This is a genomic window from Porphyromonas endodontalis ATCC 35406 (assembly GCF_000174815.1).
GTDB classification, from domain to species: Bacteria; Bacteroidota; Bacteroidia; order Bacteroidales; family Porphyromonadaceae; genus Porphyromonas; species Porphyromonas endodontalis.
This window is the reverse complement of the sequence record NZ_ACNN01000005.1, coordinates 64,821-87,743: the sequence shown is the minus strand read 5'-3', so window position 1 is coordinate 87,743 and position 22,923 is coordinate 64,821. Positions and strand designations below refer to the sequence as shown.

18 protein-coding genes and 1 tRNA gene are annotated in these 22,923 nt (G+C 49.5%); 5 read left to right on the top strand and 14 right to left on the bottom strand.

What is annotated here, in order from left to right:
* Positions 1-12 precede the first annotated feature (12 nt).
* From POREN0001_RS00495 to rdgB, 13 genes are all read right to left on the bottom strand, one after another.
* Positions 13-85: transfer RNA gene (locus tag POREN0001_RS00495), tRNA-His, on the bottom strand.
* 187 nt (positions 86-272) lie between these two features.
* Complete coding sequence (locus POREN0001_RS00490) at positions 273-1,460, bottom strand: ABC transporter substrate-binding protein (protein WP_004332281.1); 1,188 nt, start codon at positions 1,458-1,460, stop codon at positions 273-275.
* 22 nt (positions 1,461-1,482) lie between these two features.
* On the bottom strand, positions 1,483-2,892 hold the full coding sequence (locus POREN0001_RS00485; protein ID WP_004332195.1) for a lytic transglycosylase domain-containing protein: 1,410 nt from the start codon (positions 2,890-2,892) through the stop codon (positions 1,483-1,485).
* Positions 2,892-3,719 carry a DUF5683 domain-containing protein gene (locus POREN0001_RS08920; RefSeq protein WP_004332118.1) on the bottom strand — a complete coding sequence of 276 codons (828 nt, stop codon included), beginning with the start codon at positions 3,717-3,719 and terminating at the stop codon, positions 2,892-2,894. The genes POREN0001_RS00485 and POREN0001_RS08920 overlap by 1 nt, the downstream gene beginning before the upstream one ends.
* A 9-nt stretch (positions 3,720-3,728) precedes the next feature.
* Positions 3,729-4,583 carry a ParB/RepB/Spo0J family partition protein gene (locus POREN0001_RS00475; RefSeq protein ID WP_004332045.1) on the bottom strand — a complete coding sequence of 285 codons (855 nt, stop codon included), beginning with the start codon at positions 4,581-4,583 and terminating at the stop codon, positions 3,729-3,731.
* 24 nt (positions 4,584-4,607) lie between these two features.
* Positions 4,608-5,384 (bottom strand): ParA family protein, encoded by a 777-nt coding sequence (locus POREN0001_RS00470; RefSeq protein WP_004332106.1) that lies wholly within the window; start codon positions 5,382-5,384, stop codon positions 4,608-4,610.
* Between the two features lie 218 nt (positions 5,385-5,602).
* Positions 5,603-6,940 (bottom strand): dGTP triphosphohydrolase, encoded by a 1,338-nt coding sequence (dgt, locus tag POREN0001_RS00465; protein WP_004332029.1) that lies wholly within the window; start codon positions 6,938-6,940, stop codon positions 5,603-5,605.
* 117 nt (positions 6,941-7,057) lie between these two features.
* Positions 7,058-9,100, bottom strand: a complete 2,043-nt coding sequence (locus POREN0001_RS00460; RefSeq protein ID WP_004332115.1) for a M13 family metallopeptidase — start codon at positions 9,098-9,100, stop codon at positions 7,058-7,060.
* Between the two features lie 47 nt (positions 9,101-9,147).
* Complete coding sequence (locus tag POREN0001_RS00455) at positions 9,148-10,053, bottom strand: nucleotidyltransferase family protein (RefSeq protein WP_004332218.1); 906 nt, start codon at positions 10,051-10,053, stop codon at positions 9,148-9,150.
* Between the two features lie 77 nt (positions 10,054-10,130).
* Positions 10,131-11,642, bottom strand: a complete 1,512-nt coding sequence (locus tag POREN0001_RS00450; RefSeq protein WP_040579872.1) for a PAS domain-containing protein — start codon at positions 11,640-11,642, stop codon at positions 10,131-10,133.
* Between the two features lie 386 nt (positions 11,643-12,028).
* Positions 12,029-13,432, bottom strand: coding sequence for a C1 family peptidase (locus tag POREN0001_RS00445; protein ID WP_004332057.1), 1,404 nt, complete (start codon positions 13,430-13,432; stop codon positions 12,029-12,031).
* Positions 13,433-13,462: 30 nt separating this feature from the next.
* The gene (porZ, locus tag POREN0001_RS00440) at positions 13,463-15,772 is read right to left on the bottom strand and encodes a type IX secretion system anionic LPS delivery protein PorZ (RefSeq protein WP_004332129.1); all 2,310 of its coding nucleotides are present in this window, start codon (positions 15,770-15,772) and stop codon (positions 13,463-13,465) included.
* On the bottom strand, positions 15,769-16,359 hold the full coding sequence (gene rdgB, locus POREN0001_RS00435) for an RdgB/HAM1 family non-canonical purine NTP pyrophosphatase (RefSeq protein ID WP_004332206.1): 591 nt from the start codon (positions 16,357-16,359) through the stop codon (positions 15,769-15,771). The genes porZ and rdgB overlap by 4 nt, the downstream gene beginning before the upstream one ends.
* A 54-nt stretch (positions 16,360-16,413) precedes the next feature.
* Between rdgB and POREN0001_RS00430 the strand changes: the two genes are divergently transcribed.
* From POREN0001_RS00430 to POREN0001_RS08915, 5 genes are read left to right on the top strand one after another with little or no spacing between them, the layout of a single operon-like run.
* Entirely contained in the window at positions 16,414-16,803 is a 390-nt protein-coding gene (locus tag POREN0001_RS00430) for an MmcQ/YjbR family DNA-binding protein (RefSeq protein WP_004332003.1), read from the top strand.
* Positions 16,784-17,557 (top strand): biotin--[acetyl-CoA-carboxylase] ligase, encoded by a 774-nt coding sequence (locus POREN0001_RS00425; RefSeq protein ID WP_004332071.1) that lies wholly within the window; start codon positions 16,784-16,786, stop codon positions 17,555-17,557. Before POREN0001_RS00430 ends, POREN0001_RS00425 begins: the two co-directional genes overlap by 20 nt.
* Positions 17,541-18,326 (top strand): TrmH family RNA methyltransferase, encoded by a 786-nt coding sequence (locus tag POREN0001_RS00420; RefSeq protein ID WP_004332213.1) that lies wholly within the window; start codon positions 17,541-17,543, stop codon positions 18,324-18,326. The genes POREN0001_RS00425 and POREN0001_RS00420 overlap by 17 nt, the downstream gene beginning before the upstream one ends.
* Before the next feature lie 11 nt (positions 18,327-18,337).
* Positions 18,338-21,151 carry an excinuclease ABC subunit UvrA gene (uvrA, locus tag POREN0001_RS00415; RefSeq protein WP_004332079.1) on the top strand — a complete coding sequence of 938 codons (2,814 nt, stop codon included), beginning with the start codon at positions 18,338-18,340 and terminating at the stop codon, positions 21,149-21,151.
* Entirely contained in the window at positions 21,142-21,534 is a 393-nt protein-coding gene (locus POREN0001_RS08915) for a helix-turn-helix domain-containing protein (protein ID WP_004332154.1), read from the top strand. Before uvrA ends, POREN0001_RS08915 begins: the two co-directional genes overlap by 10 nt.
* A gap of 193 nt (positions 21,535-21,727) precedes the next feature.
* Here the strand turns inward: POREN0001_RS08915 and spt are convergent, their stop codons facing one another.
* Complete coding sequence (spt, locus tag POREN0001_RS00405; RefSeq protein WP_004332021.1) at positions 21,728-22,918, bottom strand: serine palmitoyltransferase; 1,191 nt, start codon at positions 22,916-22,918, stop codon at positions 21,728-21,730.
* Positions 22,919-22,923 lie beyond the last annotated feature (5 nt).

Below are 22,923 nucleotides of genomic sequence, written 5' to 3'. Positions count from 1 at the left end.
TCTTCTCTTATGGGTGGACGATGGGGCTCGAACCCACGACAACCGGAACCACAATCCGGGGCTCTACCAGCTGAGCTACGACCACCATATTAAACCAACCTCGCTGCGGTCTCTTTATGACACACCTCCGCGATTGGTGCTGCAAAGGTACAAATAGTTTTGATATACACAAGAATTCCTCCCTATTTTCTTGAGAGAATCTCTAAAGGCAAGGGCCATACAAGGCTCTTCTCCACACCACTGATTGCCCTCAACATCTCTCCTTTTTCGCGCTATTGCAGTTGCATCCAATAGTTATGCACCGCTCCATGTGCCTGCAAGGAGGGGTGTAAGATGTACACAAGGTCTTGCAAAATAAGATCGGGATGATACCACCCTTGCTCCCAATATTCGTTGCCACCCTGTATGTCTACCAGCCTTGTATTGAGGTACACCTGCCCATTACGAAAAGCCTGAATGCCCCGAATCTCAGGATCGAGCTCCCCAAATTGCTCCAAGGTCTGTATCCCCGGTATTTCCCACGAGAGCCAGTACTCGGCATCACGATAGCGACCAAGAAGCTCTTGAGAGCTGAGTGTAAGACCGACAATAGAGCCTTTGAGGGGGACGAATTTGCTGTTGGCATCATGCAAAAGATAATCCGCATAACCGGCCGGATAGGGTATTTGCCATCCGTTCTCCACCCTTTGCGCAAAGACTACGCGAGGGCGTTCCGGACGGTCTTGAGCTATCAGGCGCAGAGACTCATAGCGCGATGCTGTGGCCGAAAACAGACTATCCGCCGTCTTGGCTTTGCCCATCAAAAGCCCGATAAACTTGAGCCACTCGGCACGCCCTAGAGGAGTTCGCTCATAGATGTCGTAAGAAAGGACTACTCTATCCGCGAGTTCTTCGGGTGCAACTGCGGCCCCTGGATAGCCCGGCAAGGGGCTCCACAAGATAATATCCGGGTCAAGTTCTTTTATTTTTCTTGCATTGATATTTTTTCCTCTCCCCAAAGTATCGAGTGCTCCAGCCCTAAGGCGTTCATTCAAGTCATTGTCATAGAGCTTTGTTACACTCTCTATCCCTACGATGCTAGCTCGCTCATTGAGCACCTCTAGAGCGCCAATCGTTGAGAGACCAAGGCACACCACACGGCGAACCGGGATGGGGATAATACGCTCGTTGGGGCGAGGAGATACTTTTTCCACATCCTGCCGGGGGACCAATAGGTATCTAGCCACCGTATCCTGACGGGTAGGATCGAGGATTGCCACCCGATGCTGAGCCTCCGGCAAGTGAGTCACAGAGAGGTGCTCAGAAAAAATAATGGAAGGATGAGCGGCCTCCAAATCGGGATAAGAGCCCTGAGCGGGCGAACTACTGCTCGTACAAAACAGGTAACCTATCCCAAGAACTAGGAAAGCCAGCAAGGGATAGAGAACTCTCTTGGGGAGGATATGAAAAAATCTTTTCATTGATTAAGCAGGGGGAATAGGACTAACGACGGCGACGACGGGGCTTCTTTTTCGTTTTGCGAGTAGCTTTTGTTTTCGTCACCTTGGGACTTGCATCCTTAACCGGGATGATGAGCTTATTCCCTGGCACTAGCTTGTAGCGGGTATTTTTGATGTTATTCGCTTGCATGAGCTGATCCATCGTAATACCATGCTTTTGAGCAATACCGGCTAGGGTATCTCCCTTACGTATGGTATAAGTAGTCGTCTTTGCGGAAGCTACTACAGGCTTATCAACCTCTGTTGTTTCTCCCTCTTTACCCTCTCCATTGCTTGCCAAAAGCTCTCCAGATGCAGATGTCATCTTGCCAAGTCGCACCTTCTCTACATTCTGGTATAGCTCCTCCAATCGTCTATCCAGTCGGTTAATTGCCTTCATGGGCAAGCGTATAGAACAAGGGGAGATATGCCCCGGAACGGTTCCTTGCTTGTACTGGGGATTGAGGAGTTTGAAGAGACTTTGGGACACCTCAGCCGCCTCGGACAATTCACGAATAGAGAGAGAATGGCGAATAAGCAGCGTATCGGTAGCCAGGGGAAGCGATACATTTTTGGGGCAAATTTGGTAGTCTGCATGGTAGTGCATGGCATAAAATGCTCCGATAAATAGAGGTACATAGCCTTGCGTCTCACGTGGCAAATAGGGGTAAACGCTCCAGTAGTCAGTACGCCCTCCGGCTCGGTAAACTGCTCTATTGAGGTTGCCCAAGCCACAATTGTAGGCAGCCATCGCCATAAACCAATCGTGATAAACCTGATATAAGTCGCGTAAGTATCGGGCAGCAGCATCTGTACTCTTCTCGAGGTCTAGCCGTTCATCAAGCAGAGAATTAATGGTTAATCCGTAGGCTTTGGCGGTAGGTGCCATAAATTGCCACAGTCCGGCAGCTCCGGCAGGGGATACGGCTGTGGGGTTCATCCCCGACTCTACAATAATGAGATACTTGAGTTCGAGAGGTAGTTTATACTTATCGAGGATAGCCTCTATGGTCGGGAAATAATAATCGCCCAAGCTGAGCATCGCAGAGATGAGCGTCTTTTTACGAGTCAAAAAGATCTCTATACCATTGCGCACTTGCTGATTCAAAGGGATATTCATGGCCGTAGGGAGACGGAATATTCGCTCACGATAGAGCATCTCGGACGTCTTCTGTAGTACATTACGACGGATAGCACCACAGGTTGTATCAGCAGGGAGATTGGTGCTGTAGCCCTGGTTCCATTTGGCAATAAGAGCATCGGCATCAGCCTCGAGGCTGGGAGGGGTAACGATCTCACTAGAACCGGATAGTACTTTGCGTTGCTGAGCAGAGAGATCAAGCGTACTAAGTATGCCTATAAAAGGGACAATAAGGATGAGGCCATAGGTGTGGCAAAATTCTTTATAAGTCATTAGAACAATAATCTATAGGAAAGCCCCGGAGCCACGGTAGGCGAGGGCGAAGTAGAGCCCCATGGCTGAGCGATCAGCGAGGGAGCAAGAGACATCGAAAGGTTAGGGGATACGTCGAAAAGAAATAACTCAGCATCCACATAAGCATCGATGATGGAGAGAAGATACACGGCTGCCGACACGATAATACTCAAGTCGCGATTGCGTCGATATAGCTCGGTACCTTTTTTGAGACGGCTCTGGATGTTGCCATCTCCCACATAATCTGCAGGGTTTCCTCCATTAGGAACAAAACCCTTCCAAGAGTCTTTTTCGAGAGGATTCTCGTTCATGAAATCTACGTATGCCGTGTGGTACTCATTGTAGAGACGAGCATTCCACGAAACGGCATAGGTACAGGCGGTAGCTGCGGCAAGCACAAGAGGGATCTTCCAATACTTACGATTGTACAACTGTCCCCCTCCGGGGATAAGAGCATAGAGCAGTGCAAAGGTAGGATTGGGGGCAAAATGGCTACTCGTAGCAAGGAAGTTACGGCGAAGAGGTGCCTCCGGAGTGGGAAGCATCTGTAGGGTGTCTAGCAAAGGAGCAGAGGGGGCAAACTCTGCGACTTGAGTAATTGTGTCTTTTTGTACACTATCGATCTGCAGAGGCAGGAGGGTAAATTCGTCTAAAGTATAGGAAGTCCCTTTGGCAAAAGCCTCTCTATGGGTAAAGGCGAGAAGCCCTACGAGCAACAGACCACACCCCACAAGGCGGCAAAAGCGAAGGCTCCACTGGGAAGCCCTTTTTTGGGGAAGAGGGGATGGAGATGCCGCAGCTCGCATGGGGAAAGTCTACTTACGTTGCTCCTCTAGTCGCTCTATGATATGAGCGAGTTCTGCCTCATTGGCAAATTCGATGGTAAGCTTTCCCTTACCCGACTTATTGCCCGTAATCTTTACTTTACTACCAAAGAACTTCGATAGCTGTGTATTGAGGACAGAGAAGTCTGGTAGGGGTTCGCGCCCCGTACGCACCAGCTCCGACTCTCTCATCATACGCTTAATCAAATACTCAATCTGGCGTACCGACAGATTTTTCTTGATGGTGGTAGCGTATACCGACAACTGATCCTCCAAGCGAGGGAGAGCCAATATGGCACGGGCATGCCCCATATCGATCTTCTTCTCTGTCAGGCCCAATTGGATCTCGGCAGGGAGCCTGAGGAGACGAAGATAATTACTGATAGAAGAGCGCGTCTTACCTACTCGCTTGGCAAGATCTTCCTGCTTCATATCAGAGTTTTGGAGCAAACGATGGTAGGCAAGGGCTATTTCAATGGCGTTGAGATCCTCACGTTGGATATTCTCGATGAGTGCCATTTCCATAATTTGCTCATCGTCTGCCGTCTTGATGTAGGCGGGGATAGTAGACAAACCTGCCCGTTTGCAAGCTCGCCAACGCCGCTCCCCGGATATGATCAAATAAGTACCATCTTGGAGCTGCTTAAGCGTAATAGGCTGCACCAACCCGATGGATTGAATAGAGAGAGCAAGCTCCGCCAAACTCTCTTCGTCGAAAGCTCGCCGAGGTTGATCCGGGTTGGGTTGTATACTATCTATATTAACTTCGTTGATGCTCGAGGTGCCCGAAGCCTCTCCAAGTAGGTTGTCGAGTCCTCGTCCGAGGGGCCTATTTTCTCTTTTCATAGTGATTGATCGTTTAACAGAAGTCTATTTGCGTCGCTTGGGATTCCGTCGGATTAGCTCCTCGGCAAGCTGCAAGTGGTTCACAGCCCCCTTGCTTTCGATATCGTAAAGGATCACGGGGACTCCGTGACTAGGGGCTTCGCTAAGCTTCACATTGCGGTTGATTACGGTCTCAAAGACCATATCCCCGAAGTGCTGCTTCACATCGTTATAAATCTGATTGGCAAGGCGAAGGCGACTATCGTACATGGTCATCAAAAAGCCCTCAATCGCCAGCTCCGGATTGAGTTTGCTCTTGATAATACGTATAGTCGACAGCAACTTACTAATACCCTCGAGTGCAAAATACTCGCACTGTACAGGTATGATTACTGAGTGGGCTGCCACAAGAGAATTGACTGTGATAAGCCCAAGGGAGGGAGAACAATCTATGAGTATGTAATCATATTGATCTACAAGAGGGGTGAGCATCTTGCGCATCACGGATTCTCTTTGGGCGAACTCCAGCATCTCTATCTCTGCGCCCACAAGGTCTACATGCGAGGGAAGAATATCGAGCATCTCTATACCTGTAGGGATTATAGCCTCCCGAGGGGAAGCCTCCATCACCAAACACTCGTAGATAGTCTTTGCTTGTTGCTCTACAGCTACGCCCAATCCCGAAGTCGCATTTGCTTGAGGGTCGGCATCCACTACAAGCACCTTCTGCTCAAGGGTAGCGAGAGAGGCTGCAAGATTGATGGTTGTTGTAGTCTTGCCTACCCCCCCTTTTTGATTCGCTAGTGCAATGATTTTTCCCATAGTTCTCTTCTTTTGCAGGGGCAAAACTACGAATAAAAAGCGACTCGACTGCTTAATTGTTGATAACTTCTCTCCTCGGAGATTTCCACCTTACCCCTATCTTCTGCCCCTTTCCTACTCTCTCTCAAACTATTACTATCCGTAGTTCCTCGTGCGCCCACAACGGGACACTTAGAGCGGAGAGGTAGCAAAAAATCCCGAAGAGGATGAGGGAAACGTCAAGCAAAGGGGAGGTTCATCCCCGTAATCTTGCGGTAGAGATCTAAGGCGTAGAGATCCGTCATACCCGATATATAGTCTAGGGTGCATTGGATCTTACCGTACGTTGTCTTCTCGTGTACGTTGTACTGACTACTTACGCGGTTGAGAAACGTTCTCGAATAGGCATTATCGGGATGCATCAAGGCGTGCATCATCCTCTCTATAATCTCGGAAAAGACCCGATGACCGGCCAGCTCTACATCCACTACATCTTGCGCAGTATAGATATGTTTGTAGGCGTAACGACTTGCCGCTTTATAGGCTTCTGCCTCGGGGATTACAGCAACCAAAGGACTACGAAACTCCCCTGTCATAATCTCGGGTTCGTACTCCAAAAAGGCTTTCCCACAAGCCTCGGTCAGGTGATTAATAACCCTAGAGCGGAGGTAAGCCACTCGCTCATTACGATCTTCGATTGAGTGCAATACCTCTCGCGAAGTATCTTGCTCCTCTGTATCCAAAAAGGACATAAAAAGAAGGGAAACCTCCTCATACGAAATGATCCGTAGCTTATAGGCGTCCTCCAAGTCCATTATTTGATAACAAATATCGTCGGCAGCTTCCACCAAAAAGACCAAGGGATAACGAGCATAAACTTCGGGAGAATCTTGCAAGCGAAGAATGCCTAAATGCTGAGCAATCTCGGCAAAAGTCTCCTCCTCGGTAGCAAAGTAACCAAACTTGTTTTTACCTCCTGCCGAGAGAGATGAATAGGGATACTTTACGATGGAAGCCAGGGTACTATAGGTAAGAGCAAAGCCCCCGGGACGTCTCCCCTCAAAGCGGTGAGTAAGTAAACGGAAAGCATTGGCATTCCCCTCAAATCGGATAAAATCTTCCCACCGACCGCCTTCACTACGCACAGCGTCTTCCCATTCTGCTCCGGCTCCCTCACGAAAAAACGCAGAGATAGCACGCTCCCCACTATGACCAAAGGGCGGATTGCCCATATCGTGAGCAAGGCAAGCAGCCGAAACGATGTTGGCAATATCCGAATCATAAAAAGGCAATGCTTCGTAACGCTCTCGCAGTCCACTTGTAACGATATTCCCTAGAGAGCGACCCACACAACTTACCTCTAAGCTGTGCGTTAATCGGTTGTGCACAAATATAGTACCGGGGAGGGGAAATATCTGTGCCTTGTTTTGCAATCGCCGGAAAGGGGCGGAAAAGACCATACGGTCGTAGTCTCGCTCAAACTCGTTGCGCACCCGAGAGCGAAAGGAGGGAAGCGAAGAAACCTCTCGCTCAAGGCGTCTGTCGGATAAAAGAGTATGCCAATTCATCTGTCCCATAGGTGAGAACAAAGATACTCATTCGAGAGCAAAAAAGTGCCCTAGCAGAGGGAAAAGGTCTTCTCTGCTAGGACACACAAAGATTTACGGAAGAGAGCTTCTCTCTCCTATGCTATATTACCAAACGAGTATGCGATCTTCGGGAGCAAGATACATCTTGTCACCCTCTTTGATACCGAAAGCCTTGAAGAAAGCTTCGATATTGCGGAGCGTTTGATTTACTCGATACATACCCAAGCTATGAGGGTCTATATTGGTAAGGCGGATCATCTCTTGCTCCGTGATGTTTTGTCCCCAAACGCGTGCATAACCGATAAAGAAGCGTTGTTCGGCAGTAAATCCATCAATCGTAGGAACTTCTTTACCCTCAAGAGCTTTTTGTAGAGCAAGGTGTGCTACGATAAGACCACCTTGGTCGGCAATGTTTTCGCCCAAAGTAAGAGCACCATTTGCCTTCACGTTACCCACTACGGTGAGTGCGTTGAACTGATTCACGAGCTTAGAGGTAGCGGCTTGGAACTTGGCAGCATCTTCCGAAGTCCACCAATCGTTCATATTTCCGTCCTTGTCGTAGTTACGGCCTTGATCATCAAATCCGTGTGTCATCTCGTGACCGATTACCACCCCGATGGCACCATAGTTTACTGCATCATCTGCATTGGGGTTGAAGAAAGGCGGTTGCAAGATACCTGCAGGGAAGCAAATCTCGTTGGTTGTAGGCATGTAGTAGGCATTTACATCCTGAGGATTCATGAGCCAACGCTCACGATCTACGGGTTTGCCGAGCTCGCTCATATTGAAGTCTTGCTCAAAACGAGTTACCTCTTTGAGGTTTTCGTAGAAACTCTTATCGGCACTAATAGCGAGCTTTGAGTAGTCTCTCCACTTATCGGGGTAGCCAATCTTTACGGTAAAGGCATTGAGCTTTTCTTGTGCTTTTGCCTTGGTAGCATCGCTCATCCAATCAAGGCTAGCGATACGCTCACCGAGAGCGGCCTGGAGGTTCTTAACAAGTTGAGCCATCTTTTCCTTAGACTCGGGCGAGAAGTGACGCTTTACGTATACCTCACCGAGAGCTTCGCCGAGAACGCCGTTAACCAAGTTGACAGAACGACGCCAGCGAGGGTGTTGCTCCTTGCTACCGCTAAGAGTCTTTCCGTAGAACTCAAACGAGGCAAGAGAGAAGTCGTCACTAAGGTAGCTAGCAGCCCCATCCACTTCAGAAGCAATAAGGTAGTCTTTAATCTCGCGGAGGTCTGCCGTGGGGAACCACTTGTCAAATTTATCGAAGTAGTTGTATTGGGTTACATCCCACTTTTCGAGATTCGAAAGATTGCGTTCGGCAAGATATGCGTTCCAGTCAAAGCCCTTATGAGAAGCGGCAAACTCCTTAACTGCAACAAAGTGATAGTTGGCACGGCTATCGCGCAACTCCTCTTGCGAGTAGCTCATTTGGGCTAGTTCACGAGAGATCTTTGCATTGTTTTTGGTAATACGATCAGCATCTTCTTTGCTATAACCGGCAAGAGTAAGTACCTTATTGATGTACTTGTTGTATTCCTCTAAGATCTGTGCATTCTCTGCAGATAGGTAGTACTCTCTATTACCAAGAGCGAGAGAGGGCTGAGACACGTGCATGATGTTCATTGTGCTGTTCATGTCGTCGGCAGCTACATAAGTGCCAAAGAATACAGAACGTCCCTCTGCTTCCCATTTACCAAAGATCTTGGGGAGGTCTTGCTTATTAGCGATAGCTTCGATCTCTTCGAGGTCTTTTTTGATAGGAGTAGCACCCAATTCATTACGGGTAGTACTGTCCATTGCCTGCTTGTAAAGTACGGCAACGCGATACTCATTAGTACCCTCTTTTTGCGTCTTATCGGCAAGCTCTTCTACGATGTCGCGGATCTGCTCGATAGAGCGTTCGCGGAGAACATCAAATGAGCCATAACGGCTATGAGTAGGAGGGAGAGGGTTGTTTTTCATCCAACCACCATTGGCGAAGAGATAAAAATCTTCGGCTGGGTTTACCGTCGTGTCTAGTGCCGAGAGATCGATAGCCGGCATAGCATCCTGGTCTTTTGTACCATTGCCACCGCTACAACCTGTGAGCATGAGCCCCATAAAAGAGGGCAGAAGAAGTAACATCTTTACTTTCATAGGTTTTATAATGAATAAGTTTTTTGGGCAAAAAGAAAGGAATAGCTTTAGAAAAGCGGAGATGGATACGTACCATCGGCAGCCAATGAGGCAAGACGGGCTACCACGTTTTTACGATCTTCTTGGTATGTTACACCAAACCACTGCGCCGTACTCGAGAGAAGACGCACCTTTGCCTCTCCGCTTTTTATAAGGGTATCTACCATTAGGGGGATGTAGAACTCACTCTTGGGCTCGGCAATATGCTCCTCTAGAAAGCGTACAAAAGCCTTTTGGGAGTAGTCGAAATAATCGGGCGTGAAGCCCCAAAAGTTCATCGAAACGGGGGTAGACAATGGGAAGGCTAGCCCGGACTTTCCATCAAGACAGCGAGAGGGATCCTTAGGGTCTCGAGCAAGAGCAGTCTGCTCCTCTACCTTTTGCAAACACCCCTCCGAGTCTACCGAGCAAACGCCACGTGAGACCGTCCCCCCCTCACTAAGCGTATTCCCCAAGTGATAGGCTACCATACAGTAGTCTCCCTTAGTAGAAGGGTCAATAGTTTGTAGAGCCTCTGCCATCACGGCAAAAGCCTCCCTGCCATAAAAATCGTCGGCATTGATCACACAAAAAGGCTCATGAATAGCCTCAGCAGCCATCAATACAGCATGATTTGTACCCCAAGGTTTTACACGCCCTTCCGGGCAAACAAAGGGATGAGGGAGCTTATCAATCTCTTGAAAAACGACCTCCGTAGGAATGGCGTGCTCATATTTAGATAACACCTTCGAACGGAATTCTTCTTCAAAATCCCGGCGAATTACAAATACAACCTTGCCAAACCCGGCGTGCAGTGCATCATAGATAGAATAATCCATAATGGTCTCGCCATTGGGTCCTACGCCGTCTAATTGCTTAAGGCCTCCATACCGGCTTCCCATGCCGGCAGCCATTACAAGAAGGGTCGGTTTCATATATTACAAATCTAAATACCTTCGTCTCTTTCGCCTACAAAGGTAGGATTTTTTGGCTAGATACCCCTTCTCAGAAGTTAATTCCCTCCATACGAGGAGATAAGCGCAGCCAATCGGCTCATCAATTCATTGAGAGGCATATCAGCGCGTTCACTCATTGTTTTGAGGGTAGCCATAGGCAACATCACCTTGGCAATAGGTGTCTGCAACATCGCAAACTTGGGGTTGATCGAAGACAAATCCTCCTTCAATTGGGGATAACGTTTGAGCAGGTCTTTTAACTTAGTATCGGGAGATAGTACCGAGCTGCCGCTCTCTTCCTCCGAAGCCTCTGGCTCCTGTTGCTCTTCGTCCCAAGTAAGCAAGGTGCGGGAGCCCTCTAAGCTACGGATATGAGTACAGTCTTGCATCATCTCCAAAACGCCTCGGAAGTGCCCTTCGGCATCACGCACAGCCACATAAACGATATAGATAAAGAGAGCGGGTTTATTGATCCAAAACTCCGCCTTACTTTGCTCGCCTCGTCTAAACTTCTCTATGATTTCCTCCACAATATGGACGCTCTTTGGCGGGTGGCATTTGCTTACCTCTCTACCAATCACCTCCCTACTACGAGGGAATACTCTATGGGGTGTATCGGTATAGAACTTGACTAGTTCGTTCTCATCCACATAAGAAAGATCTACGGGGAGATGGCGGAATAGAAGGTTAATCTGCTCCAAAGTCAATCGCCCCTCAGCCACATGCAGGACCTCGTCTGACGACTGCCCCTTGGAGCCAAGTCCATAGCGTGCAAGCAAATCGGCAAGCTCTCCCATAAAGTCGCCCTTAGGAGCCTGAGTGCGAGAAGGCGTGTATTCGGGCATTTCGATACCAAAAAATCCGATCTCGTAGTCCCCATGCTTCATCGCCTCAAACTCTGATTCAGAAATTAATTTGAGCGAGGTGGGATAGAGTATCAGCTCCTCTTTGCTGATCAGGTCGAGCATATCGGTTGCCATGGTGCGGAAGGCCTCAGGGAAAGCGGCATAATTGCCCAACTGCAATAGATCCATTGCCTTATTCATCTCATCGCGCACATAGTCATCGTATGTCCACATCGTAGTAGAGGGGCGAGTAAAACCCTTTCTCTCGAGTACGGAGTAGAGTTGATTTTGTTTACGACTAAAATGCACTTTATAGGGCATGATCTCTTGCATCAAAGCCATCCAGGGCTCTGGAGCAAACGCTCCTTGCAGCAATTTTTCGCCCTCTTGGAGCAAGGCTTTCATCTTCTCTGCTTCTCGCAAATAGGCATCAAGGGGATGCCCAAAGGGGAGTGAGAGTTTGGGTTGCTCAATAAGACCCTCAAAGATTTGCAGTATCTCGTGCACATCCTCCGTGCGGCATTCATCGGGATCTTCCTCTCCCTTTACCAGTTGCTCAGCGGCGGCAAACTCTTCAGGAGTGATACGCCCCACATCTTGGAGCATACGTTTCCTAGCCTCTTCTAGAGGGATTAAACCATCGCTGTACTCGCTACGAATTTGGAGCATGCGCTGCAATTTGCCTTTGTCTAGGCTATCGAATATGGGATTTGTCGGAGTCATACTTTCTTTTTTATGCTTGTGATTATTTGTTTGTGCTTGGGCTACAACACAATGTACCCACAAGACCATTACAAATGTACAGAGAATCACCTTAATAATGTAATTCTGTACGATAAAAAAACATTGAGAAGAAATCGAATCTCCCCACACTCAGAACAAAAGAGAAACGACAGCCTATATTTTTTTGCACACAGGCCTAAAAGAAAACATTTCTTGGGCTAGATTTCTTCAAAAATCAGGCAATATAGTGAGGCGATTCTGGCTAGTTTTCTGTCCTTTTCTAGGCAGAAAGGGAATCCCTCTCGGGGCAAAAGAAAAATGCTGCCACCTTTCTACCCAAAGAGAAAGATAGCAGCATTCGATTGCTTAGAGCTTAGAGCGAAGTATTACTCTTCGGCACGGAACATAGGATCCCAGGGGGGAAGCATGGTAGGCTTGTCGTTCATCACAGCGCGCACTTTATCTGTAAGGTATTTCTTATCCACTACGATACGGAAAGTATAGGCATCAAACCACTCGTCGGTCATGATGAGGTGACCTTGGTGTCCCGAGGCAGCTCCCCAACTATTTTCCACCATCCATTTGGTAGGTTTACCCGCTGCATTCAGATCCACAGCAACGAGGGTCATGGCGTGGGTCGAACCACTATCGCCGGTCTCAATACGCTCCTTTTTGTTCATATCAATGGGGTAACCTAGGATAGCTTCGTAGTCATTATAACCCAAGCTTAGTACCCCACGCTTGCTATCGAGTTCCTTGCCCACGTCGCAAGAATAATAGAGCATTGTGCTATCCTTTATAGAGGCAATGGCCATTGTCTTTAGCTCTTCGATGGGAACATTTACGTACGTCCAGTTCTTACCATCGTACATGTGGCGGTCGTACTCAATCTGGTAGGTTTTGTAGTAAGGACGCGAGGGGTCGTTCATAATCATCACGTACTCGTTGCGGAGATCACGCCCTATAAACTCTTGATAGAAGCTCTTAGGGGTGTACTCTTTTGTACTGATAGCCTTGCCTTGAGCATCGCGGAGCGTGTAGGTAAACTTCGTAGGAGGCTCTCCCAAATTGAGTACCAAGAGACGATACACGCTCTTGAGAACGGTTAGTTTTTGCTGTTCTAGTTGCTTTTCACTGGCCCCTTTTTCTGCAGCCTGACGAAGGCGAATCCCCCCTTGGCGCAATACCTTAGCGATAAGAGAAGAGAGACGGCTTGTATTATTGCTGTTGGTTGTCTCGGGCATAACTTCGCTCGGCACCACACCATACTTAGTAAGGTTGTCCGAAACGCCCGTGAACTGACCTCCGTCACCAATAGGGTTGCGGAAGAGCCAAGCTACCGTACGATCGTCGATGGGTTTCTTACGCGTATCGATAATCCCTTGGAGGAAAAGATTGGATTTCTCCAGCTGATCCCAAAAGAAAGAATAGTTATGCGAGAAGAAGAACTCGCCTGCATTATTCTTTTGCATTAGCTCGGCACGGAGCACATTCAGACCGGTAAAGAGCCAGCAACGTCCGCTCTGCTTTTGGTCGGCGATGCCTCGGCTCGCTACTCGGTTAGAGAATTCCCCTGTAGGATAGTCCTTGGGAGCGGCACTGGTAAGCACCATTCCATTGGCTTGGATTGCATTGAGGAGAGCACGATTGGCAGGGCTTTGATCAAACCCTGAGCGGATAGTAGAGAGATCTTGCTCGGTAAGACCACCCTTGCCCACTTGAGCTGCAACCGGCAGAGAAAGCGTGATAGCTAACGCCAGCGATAGCGAGGTGAGTAGATTTTTTTTCATTGTTCTATTATTTCTATTTGGATTGTTTGTTTACAAGACAGCAAAGCGCACAACGCGAGCTTTTCGGCTCTTAGGGTCACTGATGAGTACGGAGTAAATGCCCGGGGCATAGCGTTCTCCACTCGAGGCGCGCACGGTGAGCGGATACTCGTTCCCCGTGGCAACGGCACTATGTACTAAGCCTCCCTGAGCATTGGTAACGCGCAACTCCATACCGGTATTGAGCCCTGTGATGGTGACCAAGTCCGGGTCTTCGGGACGCAGAGGGTTGGGGTACACATGGATAGAGCTCAAGGACTCTTCAGTCGTATCGAAGTTGCCTGTTTGCAAAGTAATCAGCCCTTCGGAAGTGCCAATATAGAGCAACCCCGTAGCATTGTCAAGCGAGAGGGTATTTATATTGTTGCTTAGGAGAGGAGTATCTTCAGCGCGATAGTGAGCCAATATTTTGGTACCATCACTACTGAGCAAATAGAGACCGTCGCTTGCCGTTCCCACCCATTTGTTGTTAAGTCTGTCTACAGCAAGGGCATTGATACGGACGTTATCAAGAACGTAGTATAGGTTAGGCTCTACCCCTCCTACGGGACGAGAAGCCACAGGAGAGGCGGCTTTATGCACACGAGTGGGGGCGTTTACAATGATGGGACCCTTATCCGAACCCAACCAAAGGACACCCTCTCTATCAAGAGCCATGCAGTAAAAAGTGCGCGTGGCAATACTCTTTCCCGAGCGATCGACAAACTGAGAAATACTACGAATCACATCATCGGCTGTATTATCGGGGGTGCCGTTTATATCTACGATTACCACACCCGTTCTATCGCCATGCACGATTGTACACCAAACAATATCCCCGGGGAGTACGAGGGAGGGGCCAAAAGCATTGGCATCACGCACACTCATTTCTAGGAACTTATGCCAATTTCCCTTAGCATCGAGGTAGACAATATTTTCGGGAACAGAGCCTTGGAACATCCAAAGCCCCCCTTTCGAGTCGAAAGACAGGCTCCCCACTCGTACAAAAGTATTGCTGTAGGGTTTATTGGGGAGGGCACTTGAGAGGGGACTATTCTCCAACGAATATTGCTGTACCAGCTCATCATTACGAAACTCCAGCAGACCTTCGCCCCAAGTGCTGGCAAAAAAATGCTTAGGATCGCGAGGGTCTACGGCTAAGGAAACCACGTCGTAGTACTGAGGTTTTACACGCCCCTGTATCTCCTCCTCTGTAATCTTGATCCAAGGATGTACTCGGTCTTGTATCTTTATACACCCCGGGATGCGGTTACGGTCGCCTCCTCTCCCTCCGGAGACGGCGTAAAATCGGCCTCCGGATAGCACAGTGTAAAAATAATTATTATCCCAAGGGCTATCGTATTGAGGCTTCCACTCTTCGCCACTCGCATCAGCCCCTGAGAGTGTGAGGCGCTCTATTCTGTTCGAAGCTGCAAGCCAAAGCTCCGTGGGGAGGCCTGCCGTGGCAAAGTCGGTGAGGCTAGCCAAAGGCGAAAGAGCGCGCGGCTCCTGTTTTTCATCAAGAAGAATGAATTGATTCGCTCCCTGTGCCAACGTCGTTTTGTGATCCCTAAGAAGATTCTCAATCCCCGAATAGAAAAGAGTGGCAACCCCTTCTCCTTTTGGGAGGCGGTAGAGAGAACCGTCTTTGTGCAACAGAAGCAAATCCCCCTGATAGGTTGCAATCTGTAGTAATTGAGTCGCATTGTGGGGGAGGTCTACGCGCTTCCACTCAGAGGGGTCTTGTAAATTACGCGTCTCATCTCCTCGGAATAGCGAGCCATCGGGGCGTAGAGCGTAAAGCACGCTCCCTAGCTGAGCAACATCTCGCACCTCAGTACCCAAAAAGTAGGTAGCCTCTATGTGGGCGCGCTCCAGCGTCACTCGAGAGATGCCGAAGCCTCCGGCAAGATACACTTTGTCCTCGGCGCCGATGAGGCGGTGGAGCTTTTTGTCTGCCAAACGGTAGTTGTCGTACAAGGCCGTATTGCTCACAACCCCTTGGGGCGAGAGCACATCCATTTTACCGGATAGGTAGTATATGAATAGTCGCTGCGCCGAAGCTTCGTAGTAGATGGTAGAGATACGATTATCTGTTAGTCCATCCGCATGACTGTAGAGGTGTACGCGGTCGGGGCGTTTCTTCTCAATACCAAAAAGACTGCCATTGGCAACAAGGTAAACATGGGTCGGGGTATCCTCTATTTGCTCATAGTGATTCATGGCAAGGATCGGCTGCCAAAGAGCCTCCTGAGCGGCAAGGGGGAGTAGCGACACAACCCAAACGCCCAAAGCTAGGGCAAGGCGAAGTAATGGCTTCATAGGGGATATTGTTTGAGGTATTGACTAAAGGCGGTTATGGCGCGCGCTCGGTGGCTCATGGCATTCTTCTCATGCTCCGTCATTTGGGCAAAGGTTCTTTCCTCCCCTTCCGGCACAAAAAGAGCATCGTACCCGAAGCCCGCCTCTCCGCGCTCTTCTAGTATGATCGTCCCCTCCACGCATCCCTCAAAAAGATGCTCGGCACCGGCGGCATCAATATAGGCAACCACGGTACGAAAACGAGCTTTGTAAGGAGGAGAGAAAGAGCGAAGATCCTCCACCAACTTCTGCCGATTGGCAGCATCGTTGTGCGCCTCTCCGGCATATCGCGCCGAGTGAACTCCGGGAGCTCCTCCCAGGCAATTGACTTCGAGCCCCGTATCATCGGCAATCGTAGGGAGCTGAGAAAGGCGATGAGCATCGCGCACCTTTATAAGGGCATTTCCCTCAAGGGTAGGAGCATCTTCCACAGGATTGCTTTGCACTCCCGCCTCTGCCAGACTGATTAGAGTACATCGCTCTTGCAAGATTTGGCGCACCTCTGCGAGCTTGTGCGTATTATTCGTAGCGAAAAGTAGTTTTTCCATTATCTTTGTGAGTGTAGAGTTCCTAAACTCCACACAGGTAGCAAAATTAGCAAGATGGCAGATATTATCCAAATACAGGAGCTATGTTTATCTCTTCCGGGCGTGGAAGAATGTTTCCCTTTTGACGAAACAACGCTCGTTTTTAAGGTAAGTGGAAAGATGTTTGCCCTTATTCCCCTAGAGAAAGATCCCCAAATGATGGTCAAGTGCGACCCCGATCTCGCCGAAGAGTGGCGGCTCCGATTTGAGGAGGTAGAGCCTGCATTTCACATGAATAAGAAGCATTGGAATAGTGTTATTTTAGGGGGGACGCTCTCTTGGGAGCGAGTAGAAAAGATGCTCCTACACAGCTACTATCTTGTAGTACAAGGGCTACCCAAGCGACTTCGTTGCACACTTACCCTACCGGATTCCCTCGCAGATTATGCCCACCCTCAGCTTTAGCGTACTATCCCCCACCTCACCCGTAGAGAGCACCTACACCTACCTCTACGATTGGGCTGCACAACACCCTCAAGACCCGAACGCCTATGTGCTAGAGGTGCCCTACCAATCGGCAGGGCGCGGTCAGCAGGGGAACTCATGGTACTCCTCGGAGGGGAAAAATCTTTTACCCTCCTTTCTCGTTCGCTTTCCTCACTTCTATGCCCCCATGGCTTGGGCAGTCTCGGAGCTTACAGCACTCGCCGTTTGGGAGGCTGTAGCCCCTCTCGTACCCTCTCCAGAGCTATTACGCATCAAGTGGCCCAATGATATTTACTACGGAGAGCGCAAACTTGCAGGCATATTGGTAGGACATTCGTTTTCGGAAATGCGCATCAATTATAGCATTGTAGGGGTAGGGCTTAATGTCAATGAGCGTACATTCCCTTCCGACCTCCCCAACCCTATATCCCTTTATCAGATAGTTGGGAAAGAGCTAGACCTCTCTCTCGTACGCTCCCTCCTCTACCAATCGATGGAGCAACGCCTAGGGGAGATTGCCACGCTCGCCCCCACGCTCAATATGTATCACCTTGATTACCTCGAGAGACTCTACAAACGCGACGAAAAAGCCACCTTCCGCAATACCCAAGACGGACGGGAGTTTATGGGAATAATACGCGATGTTCAACCTAATGGGCTCCTTGTGATGATGGTAGAAGATGGGCTCAAACACTTCGCCTTTAAGGAGATAGAATATGTTCACGACCTCTAGCAACACACTCTCGCAGCGTGAGAAAAAACTTATTGTAGCCCTCCAGCAGACCAAAGTACGCCGTGCGGAGGGGCTTTTTGTGGCAGAGGGGCCCAAACTTATAGGAGAACTCCTTGCTACCTTCCCTTGCCGATTGCTGGTTACTACCGCCTCATTCCTTCCCCTTGTGGAGGGCTTGGGTCAGATCCAACATGTGGTGCTATTGCCGGAAGAATACGACTTTAGTTCCCTCAGCACACTGCGTACTCCGCGCCCCATGATTGCCTTGCTAGAGCTCCCAACCCCCCCCTCGGCTTCTACCATTACCGCTCCCAGTCTTTTGCTTGATAACGTACAAGACCCTGGCAATGTAGGATCCATCCTACGCACGGCCGATTGGTTTGGTTGCCGATCTGTATTTACCACAGAGGGCACAGCAGACCCCTTTTCGCCTAAGGTGGTACAGGCAACGATGGGCGCCTTGGCACGGGTCAAGGTAACGCCGATAACTGACGTCCATACCCTAGGGCAAGCCCATAGGGATGGAGTTGCTATTTTGGGGACATTCTTAGAGGGCGAAGATATTCTCGCACACCACAGCACGCCCCTTTTCTCCTCCCCTTATCTTTTAATCATGGGCAACGAAGGGCAAGGCATCTCCCCCACAGTCGCTCAATATGTAACCCAACGTCTTACTATCCCCTCCTCTTCTCCGGACGGCAAACAGGTAGAAAGCCTCAACGTAGCTGCCGCTACTGCTATTGTATTGGCCTGCCTGCACCGTCACTAACCTCTCCCTCTATGAACGAAACAATCAAGCACGACCAAGGCTATATAGAGATCCGTGGGAATCGTGTAAACAACCTAAAGGACATTGATCTCTCCATACCCAGAGGGAAACTCACCGTTGTATCGGGGGTTAGTGGCTCGGGGAAAAGCTCTCTTGCTTTTGATACACTCTACGCCGAAGGGCAGCGAAGATACGTAGAGAGTCTATCGAGCTATGCACGTCAATTCCTAGACAGAATGCCCAAGCCCGACTGCGACTTTATCCGCTACATACCGCCAGCCGTGGCTATACAGCAGCGCGTAATCAGCCGCAATCCACGTAGTACCGTGGGAACAAGCACGGAGATCTACGACTATCTAAAGATGCTTTTTGCGCGCTTTGGTAAGACCATTTCTCCCATCTCCGGCACCGAGGTCAAAAAACATACTCCCCACGATGTAGTAAAAGCGGTGGGCACCCTCCCCGAGGGAGCTCGCATCTACATAGTGGCTCCTCTAGAGGAGCGCGGCGAGGCTCTTGCGAGCCGACTCCAGATCTATCAAAGCTCCGGATTCAGCCGAGTTTGGAGCGAAAAAAGGGGAGTGGTGCGCCTGGGAGATTTTTCTCCTAGTGAAGAAGAAGAGGCTCTCTACCTCGTAGTGGATCGAATGTCGGTGCGACATGCCGATGGAGCCTTCGAGACCCGACTTGCCGACTCGGTAGAAATTGCCTTTTATGAGGGGCATGGGGCTTGCAGCATCATAGGAGAGGGGGAGAACCCCATCAAACTAGACTTTAGCAACCGACTAGAAGCAGACGGAATCACCTTTGCTGAGCCTAGCCCCGATCTCTTCGACTTTAACAATGCCACAGGAGCCTGCCCCGAATGCGAAGGGTACGGAAAAATCCTCGGCTTATCGCCCAACTTGATTATCCCCAATCCCTCACTCTCGATCTACGAAGACGCCGTTGCCTGCTGGATCGGGCCCCAATCCTCCCTCTGGAAAAAGGAGTTTATGGCTCTTGCCAGTAAGGAAGACTTCCCCATCCACACGCCTTATAAAGACCTTAGTGAGGAGCAACAGCGGCAGGTTTGGCGGGGATTCTACCACGAGCAATACCAAGAATATGTGGGTATTAACAGCTACTTCAAGATGCTGGAGAAGGAGCGGTACAAAGTGCAAAACAGGGTGCGGCTTGCCCACTTTAGGGGGAAAGCCATCTGCCCTTCGTGCGGAGGGAGGCGACTGCGCCCCGAGGCATTATATGTGCAATTTGAGGGAAAAACAATTGACCAAATTACCCAACTCTCTATCCTAGATGCCCGTAACTTCTTCGAGGGGATCACACTACCCGAAGCTCAAGCCAAAGCCGCGGAGCGACTTCTTTACGAGATACGAAGCCGACTACAAGTACTCTGCGACGTGGGGGTAGAGTACCTCACCTTAGATCGTCTCTCCAATACACTCTCGGGAGGAGAAAGCCAACGTATCACCCTCTCTACCCGGCTAGGGAGCAACCTCTACGGAGCTATGTACGTACTCGACGAGCCTAGCATAGGACTACACGAGCGCGATACGGAGCGACTCATCGGGGTGGTAGAGCGTCTGCGCGATGCCGGCAATACCATTGTGGTGGTGGAGCATGACGAGAAGATGATTTGTGCAGCAGATACGCTCGTAGACATCGGACCCGATGCAGGCATTCATGGGGGAGAAGTGATCTATGTAGGCTCCCCAAAAACCATAACAAAAGAGACCCCGGGGTACACTGCTGGGTATTTATCCGGACGGCTTTCTATCCCCATCCCCACAACACGTCGCGCCTACAAACACCATATCACCATACACAACGCTCAGAAAAACAATCTGCAAAACCTAACCCTCGACCTCCCTCTCGGGGTCTTGGCCGTGGTAACCGGCATTAGTGGCTCGGGCAAGAGTACCCTAGTACGCGACGTACTCTACGAAGATCTCCGGCTCTACTTCGATACACACGAGCCAGGTTCTCTCTCAGGCGATCTCAAGAGATTAAAAGCCGTAGAATACGTAGATCAGAATATGGCAGGGCGCAATGCGCGAAGTAACCCTGCTACCTTTATCGGAGCTTTTGATTCGATCCGTGAGCTGTATAGTCGTCTACCGCTCTCTCGCCAGATGGGCTACAAGCCCTCCTTCTTTAGCTTCAACAACAAGAATGGAGGCCGCTGTGAGGAGTGCAAAGGAGAGGGGACTATTGCGGTGGAAATGCAGTTTATGGCAGACCTCATCCTCACCTGCGATACCTGTGGAGGCAAGCGCTTCAAACGTGAGATTTTAGAGGTGGAATACCATGGGGTCAACATCAGTGATCTCCTTACGATGAGCATATCCGAAGCCGTCGCTTTCTTCCAACAATACCCCGAAGAAGAGTACACCAAAGCTATTGTCTCTCGCCTCAAAGTACTCGAAGAGGTAGGCCTAGGATATGTGCAAATGGGGCAGAGTTGCTCTACGCTATCGGGGGGAGAAAACCAGCGTCTAAAGCTCGCCTACTACCTGGCACAACGCACGGTAGACCCCACACTGTTCATCTTCGACGAACCCACTACAGGGCTACACTTTCACGACATTTCTCGCCTACTCCACTCCCTGCAAGCCCTTATAGAGAAGGGGCATTCGGTACTCATCATTGAGCATAATCTGGAGATTATCAAGTGTGCCGACTACATTGTAGACCTCGGCCCGGAGGGAGGAGCCAAAGGAGGATTACTCATGGCTTGCGGCACTCCAGAGGAGGTGGCAGCTTCGCCTCAGTCTATTACAGGGCAATATCTACGAGAAAAACTACAACCCCTATGCCCCTAAAGAAGAAAATAACACCCGAGAAGCTATTCTACTCCCCCCACGAAGTTTGCGAACTTATAGGGGAGGACGTGCACACCCTCTACTATTGGGAAGATACCTTTGGGCTCTCCATCGAAAGGAGCCGGGGCGGCCACCGACGCTACACGCCGCAAAACATAGAGACGTTACGGCTGATTCATTTCCTCATCCGCGAGAGAAAGTTTACCAGCGATGGCGTAAAACATTACCTCCAAAACCCCAATAAAGAGGAAAACAAGCGCAAGGTAATAGAGCAACTGCGCATCTCTCTAAACGAGGTGGAGGGGCTACTCAAAGCCTTCAACGCCTATCGCTTATCCCAAGGTAGCGTACACCACGACTCCAACGACGAGCCATTCGAGTAAAAAGGAAGGCTCTCCTCTCTCTTTCGAGAGGCCGACTTAGAGAACGGGAAAAGCGCAGAAGAAAAAAGCGCCCGAGCTATCAACAAATAACTCGTGCGCTAAATCTTTTTGATTTCTAGGCTAAACCAAGAAAAATATCAGCTATTTTCGCCCCCATTTTAGGGCAGAAAATCAAACGAAATTAGCCGGAATATCAGTGAGGTAATACCCCATTTTTTACAAAGACCTTATGGAGTTTGTCTATCGCAAAGTCCAGTTGCTCCTTAGTATGCGTAGCCATAAGGCTGAAACGGATAAGGGTATCCTCAGGCGCTACTGCCGGAGAAACTACGGGATTTACGAACACGCCTTCTTCAAAAACATCGCGTGTAATGCAGAATGTAGCTTCGTTGTTGCGAATGAACAGCGGAATAATGGGGGTAGAAGTATTGCCAATCTCAAATCCTAGGGCGCGGAAACGCTCAAGGGCATACCTCGTAAGCTCCCAGAGATGATCCAAACGCTCGGGTTCGCTCAGCATAATATCTAGAGCCGCTCCGGCTGCTGCGGTAGAGGCAGGCGTGCAACTTGCACTAAAGATATAGCTACGAGCATGGTGGCGAAGGTAGTTAATCAGGATTTTGTCTCCGGCAATGAACCCTCCCAAGGAGGCGAACGACTTGCTGAATGTACCCATGATAAGATCTACCTTATCGGTGAGTCCGTAGTGGTTGCACACTCCACGACCATTTTGCCCCAGTACCCCAAAGCCATGTGCCTCGTCCACCATTACGGTGGCATTGTAGCGCTCTGCAAGTTTTACAATCTCAGGGAGGTTACATACATCCCCTTCCATAGAAAACACACCATCCACAATGATAAGTTTCACCTTGTTGGGGGCACACTGAGCTAGGCGACGCTCGAGCGAAGCCATATCATTATGGCGGAATTTAAACGACTTGGCAAAGGAGAGACGGATCCCTTCGATAATGGAAGCATGATCCAATTCATCCCAAATTATATAGTCTTCTCTACCTAGAAGACAAGATATAACCCCGAGATTAACTTGGAAACCCGTAGAGAAGATAATGGCATCATCTTTGCCCACAAACTGAGCCAATCGCTGCTCCAACTCAAGGTGAGAGTCGAGCGTCCCATTAAGGAAACGACTGCCGGCACACCCCGTTCCATACTTCTCTGTTGCAGCAATAGCAGCTTCTTTGAGTTTGGGGTGGTTGGTCAAGCCCAGATAGGCATTAGAGCCAAACATGAGTACACGACGGCCATCAATAATCACCTCTGTATCTTGCTCGGACTCAATTTTTCGGAAATAAGGGTAGATACCCTTGGCTTGTGCCTCCTGAGGGGCAGTGTAGTGTGCTAATTTCTCCTGAAGTAGGTGCATAGAGA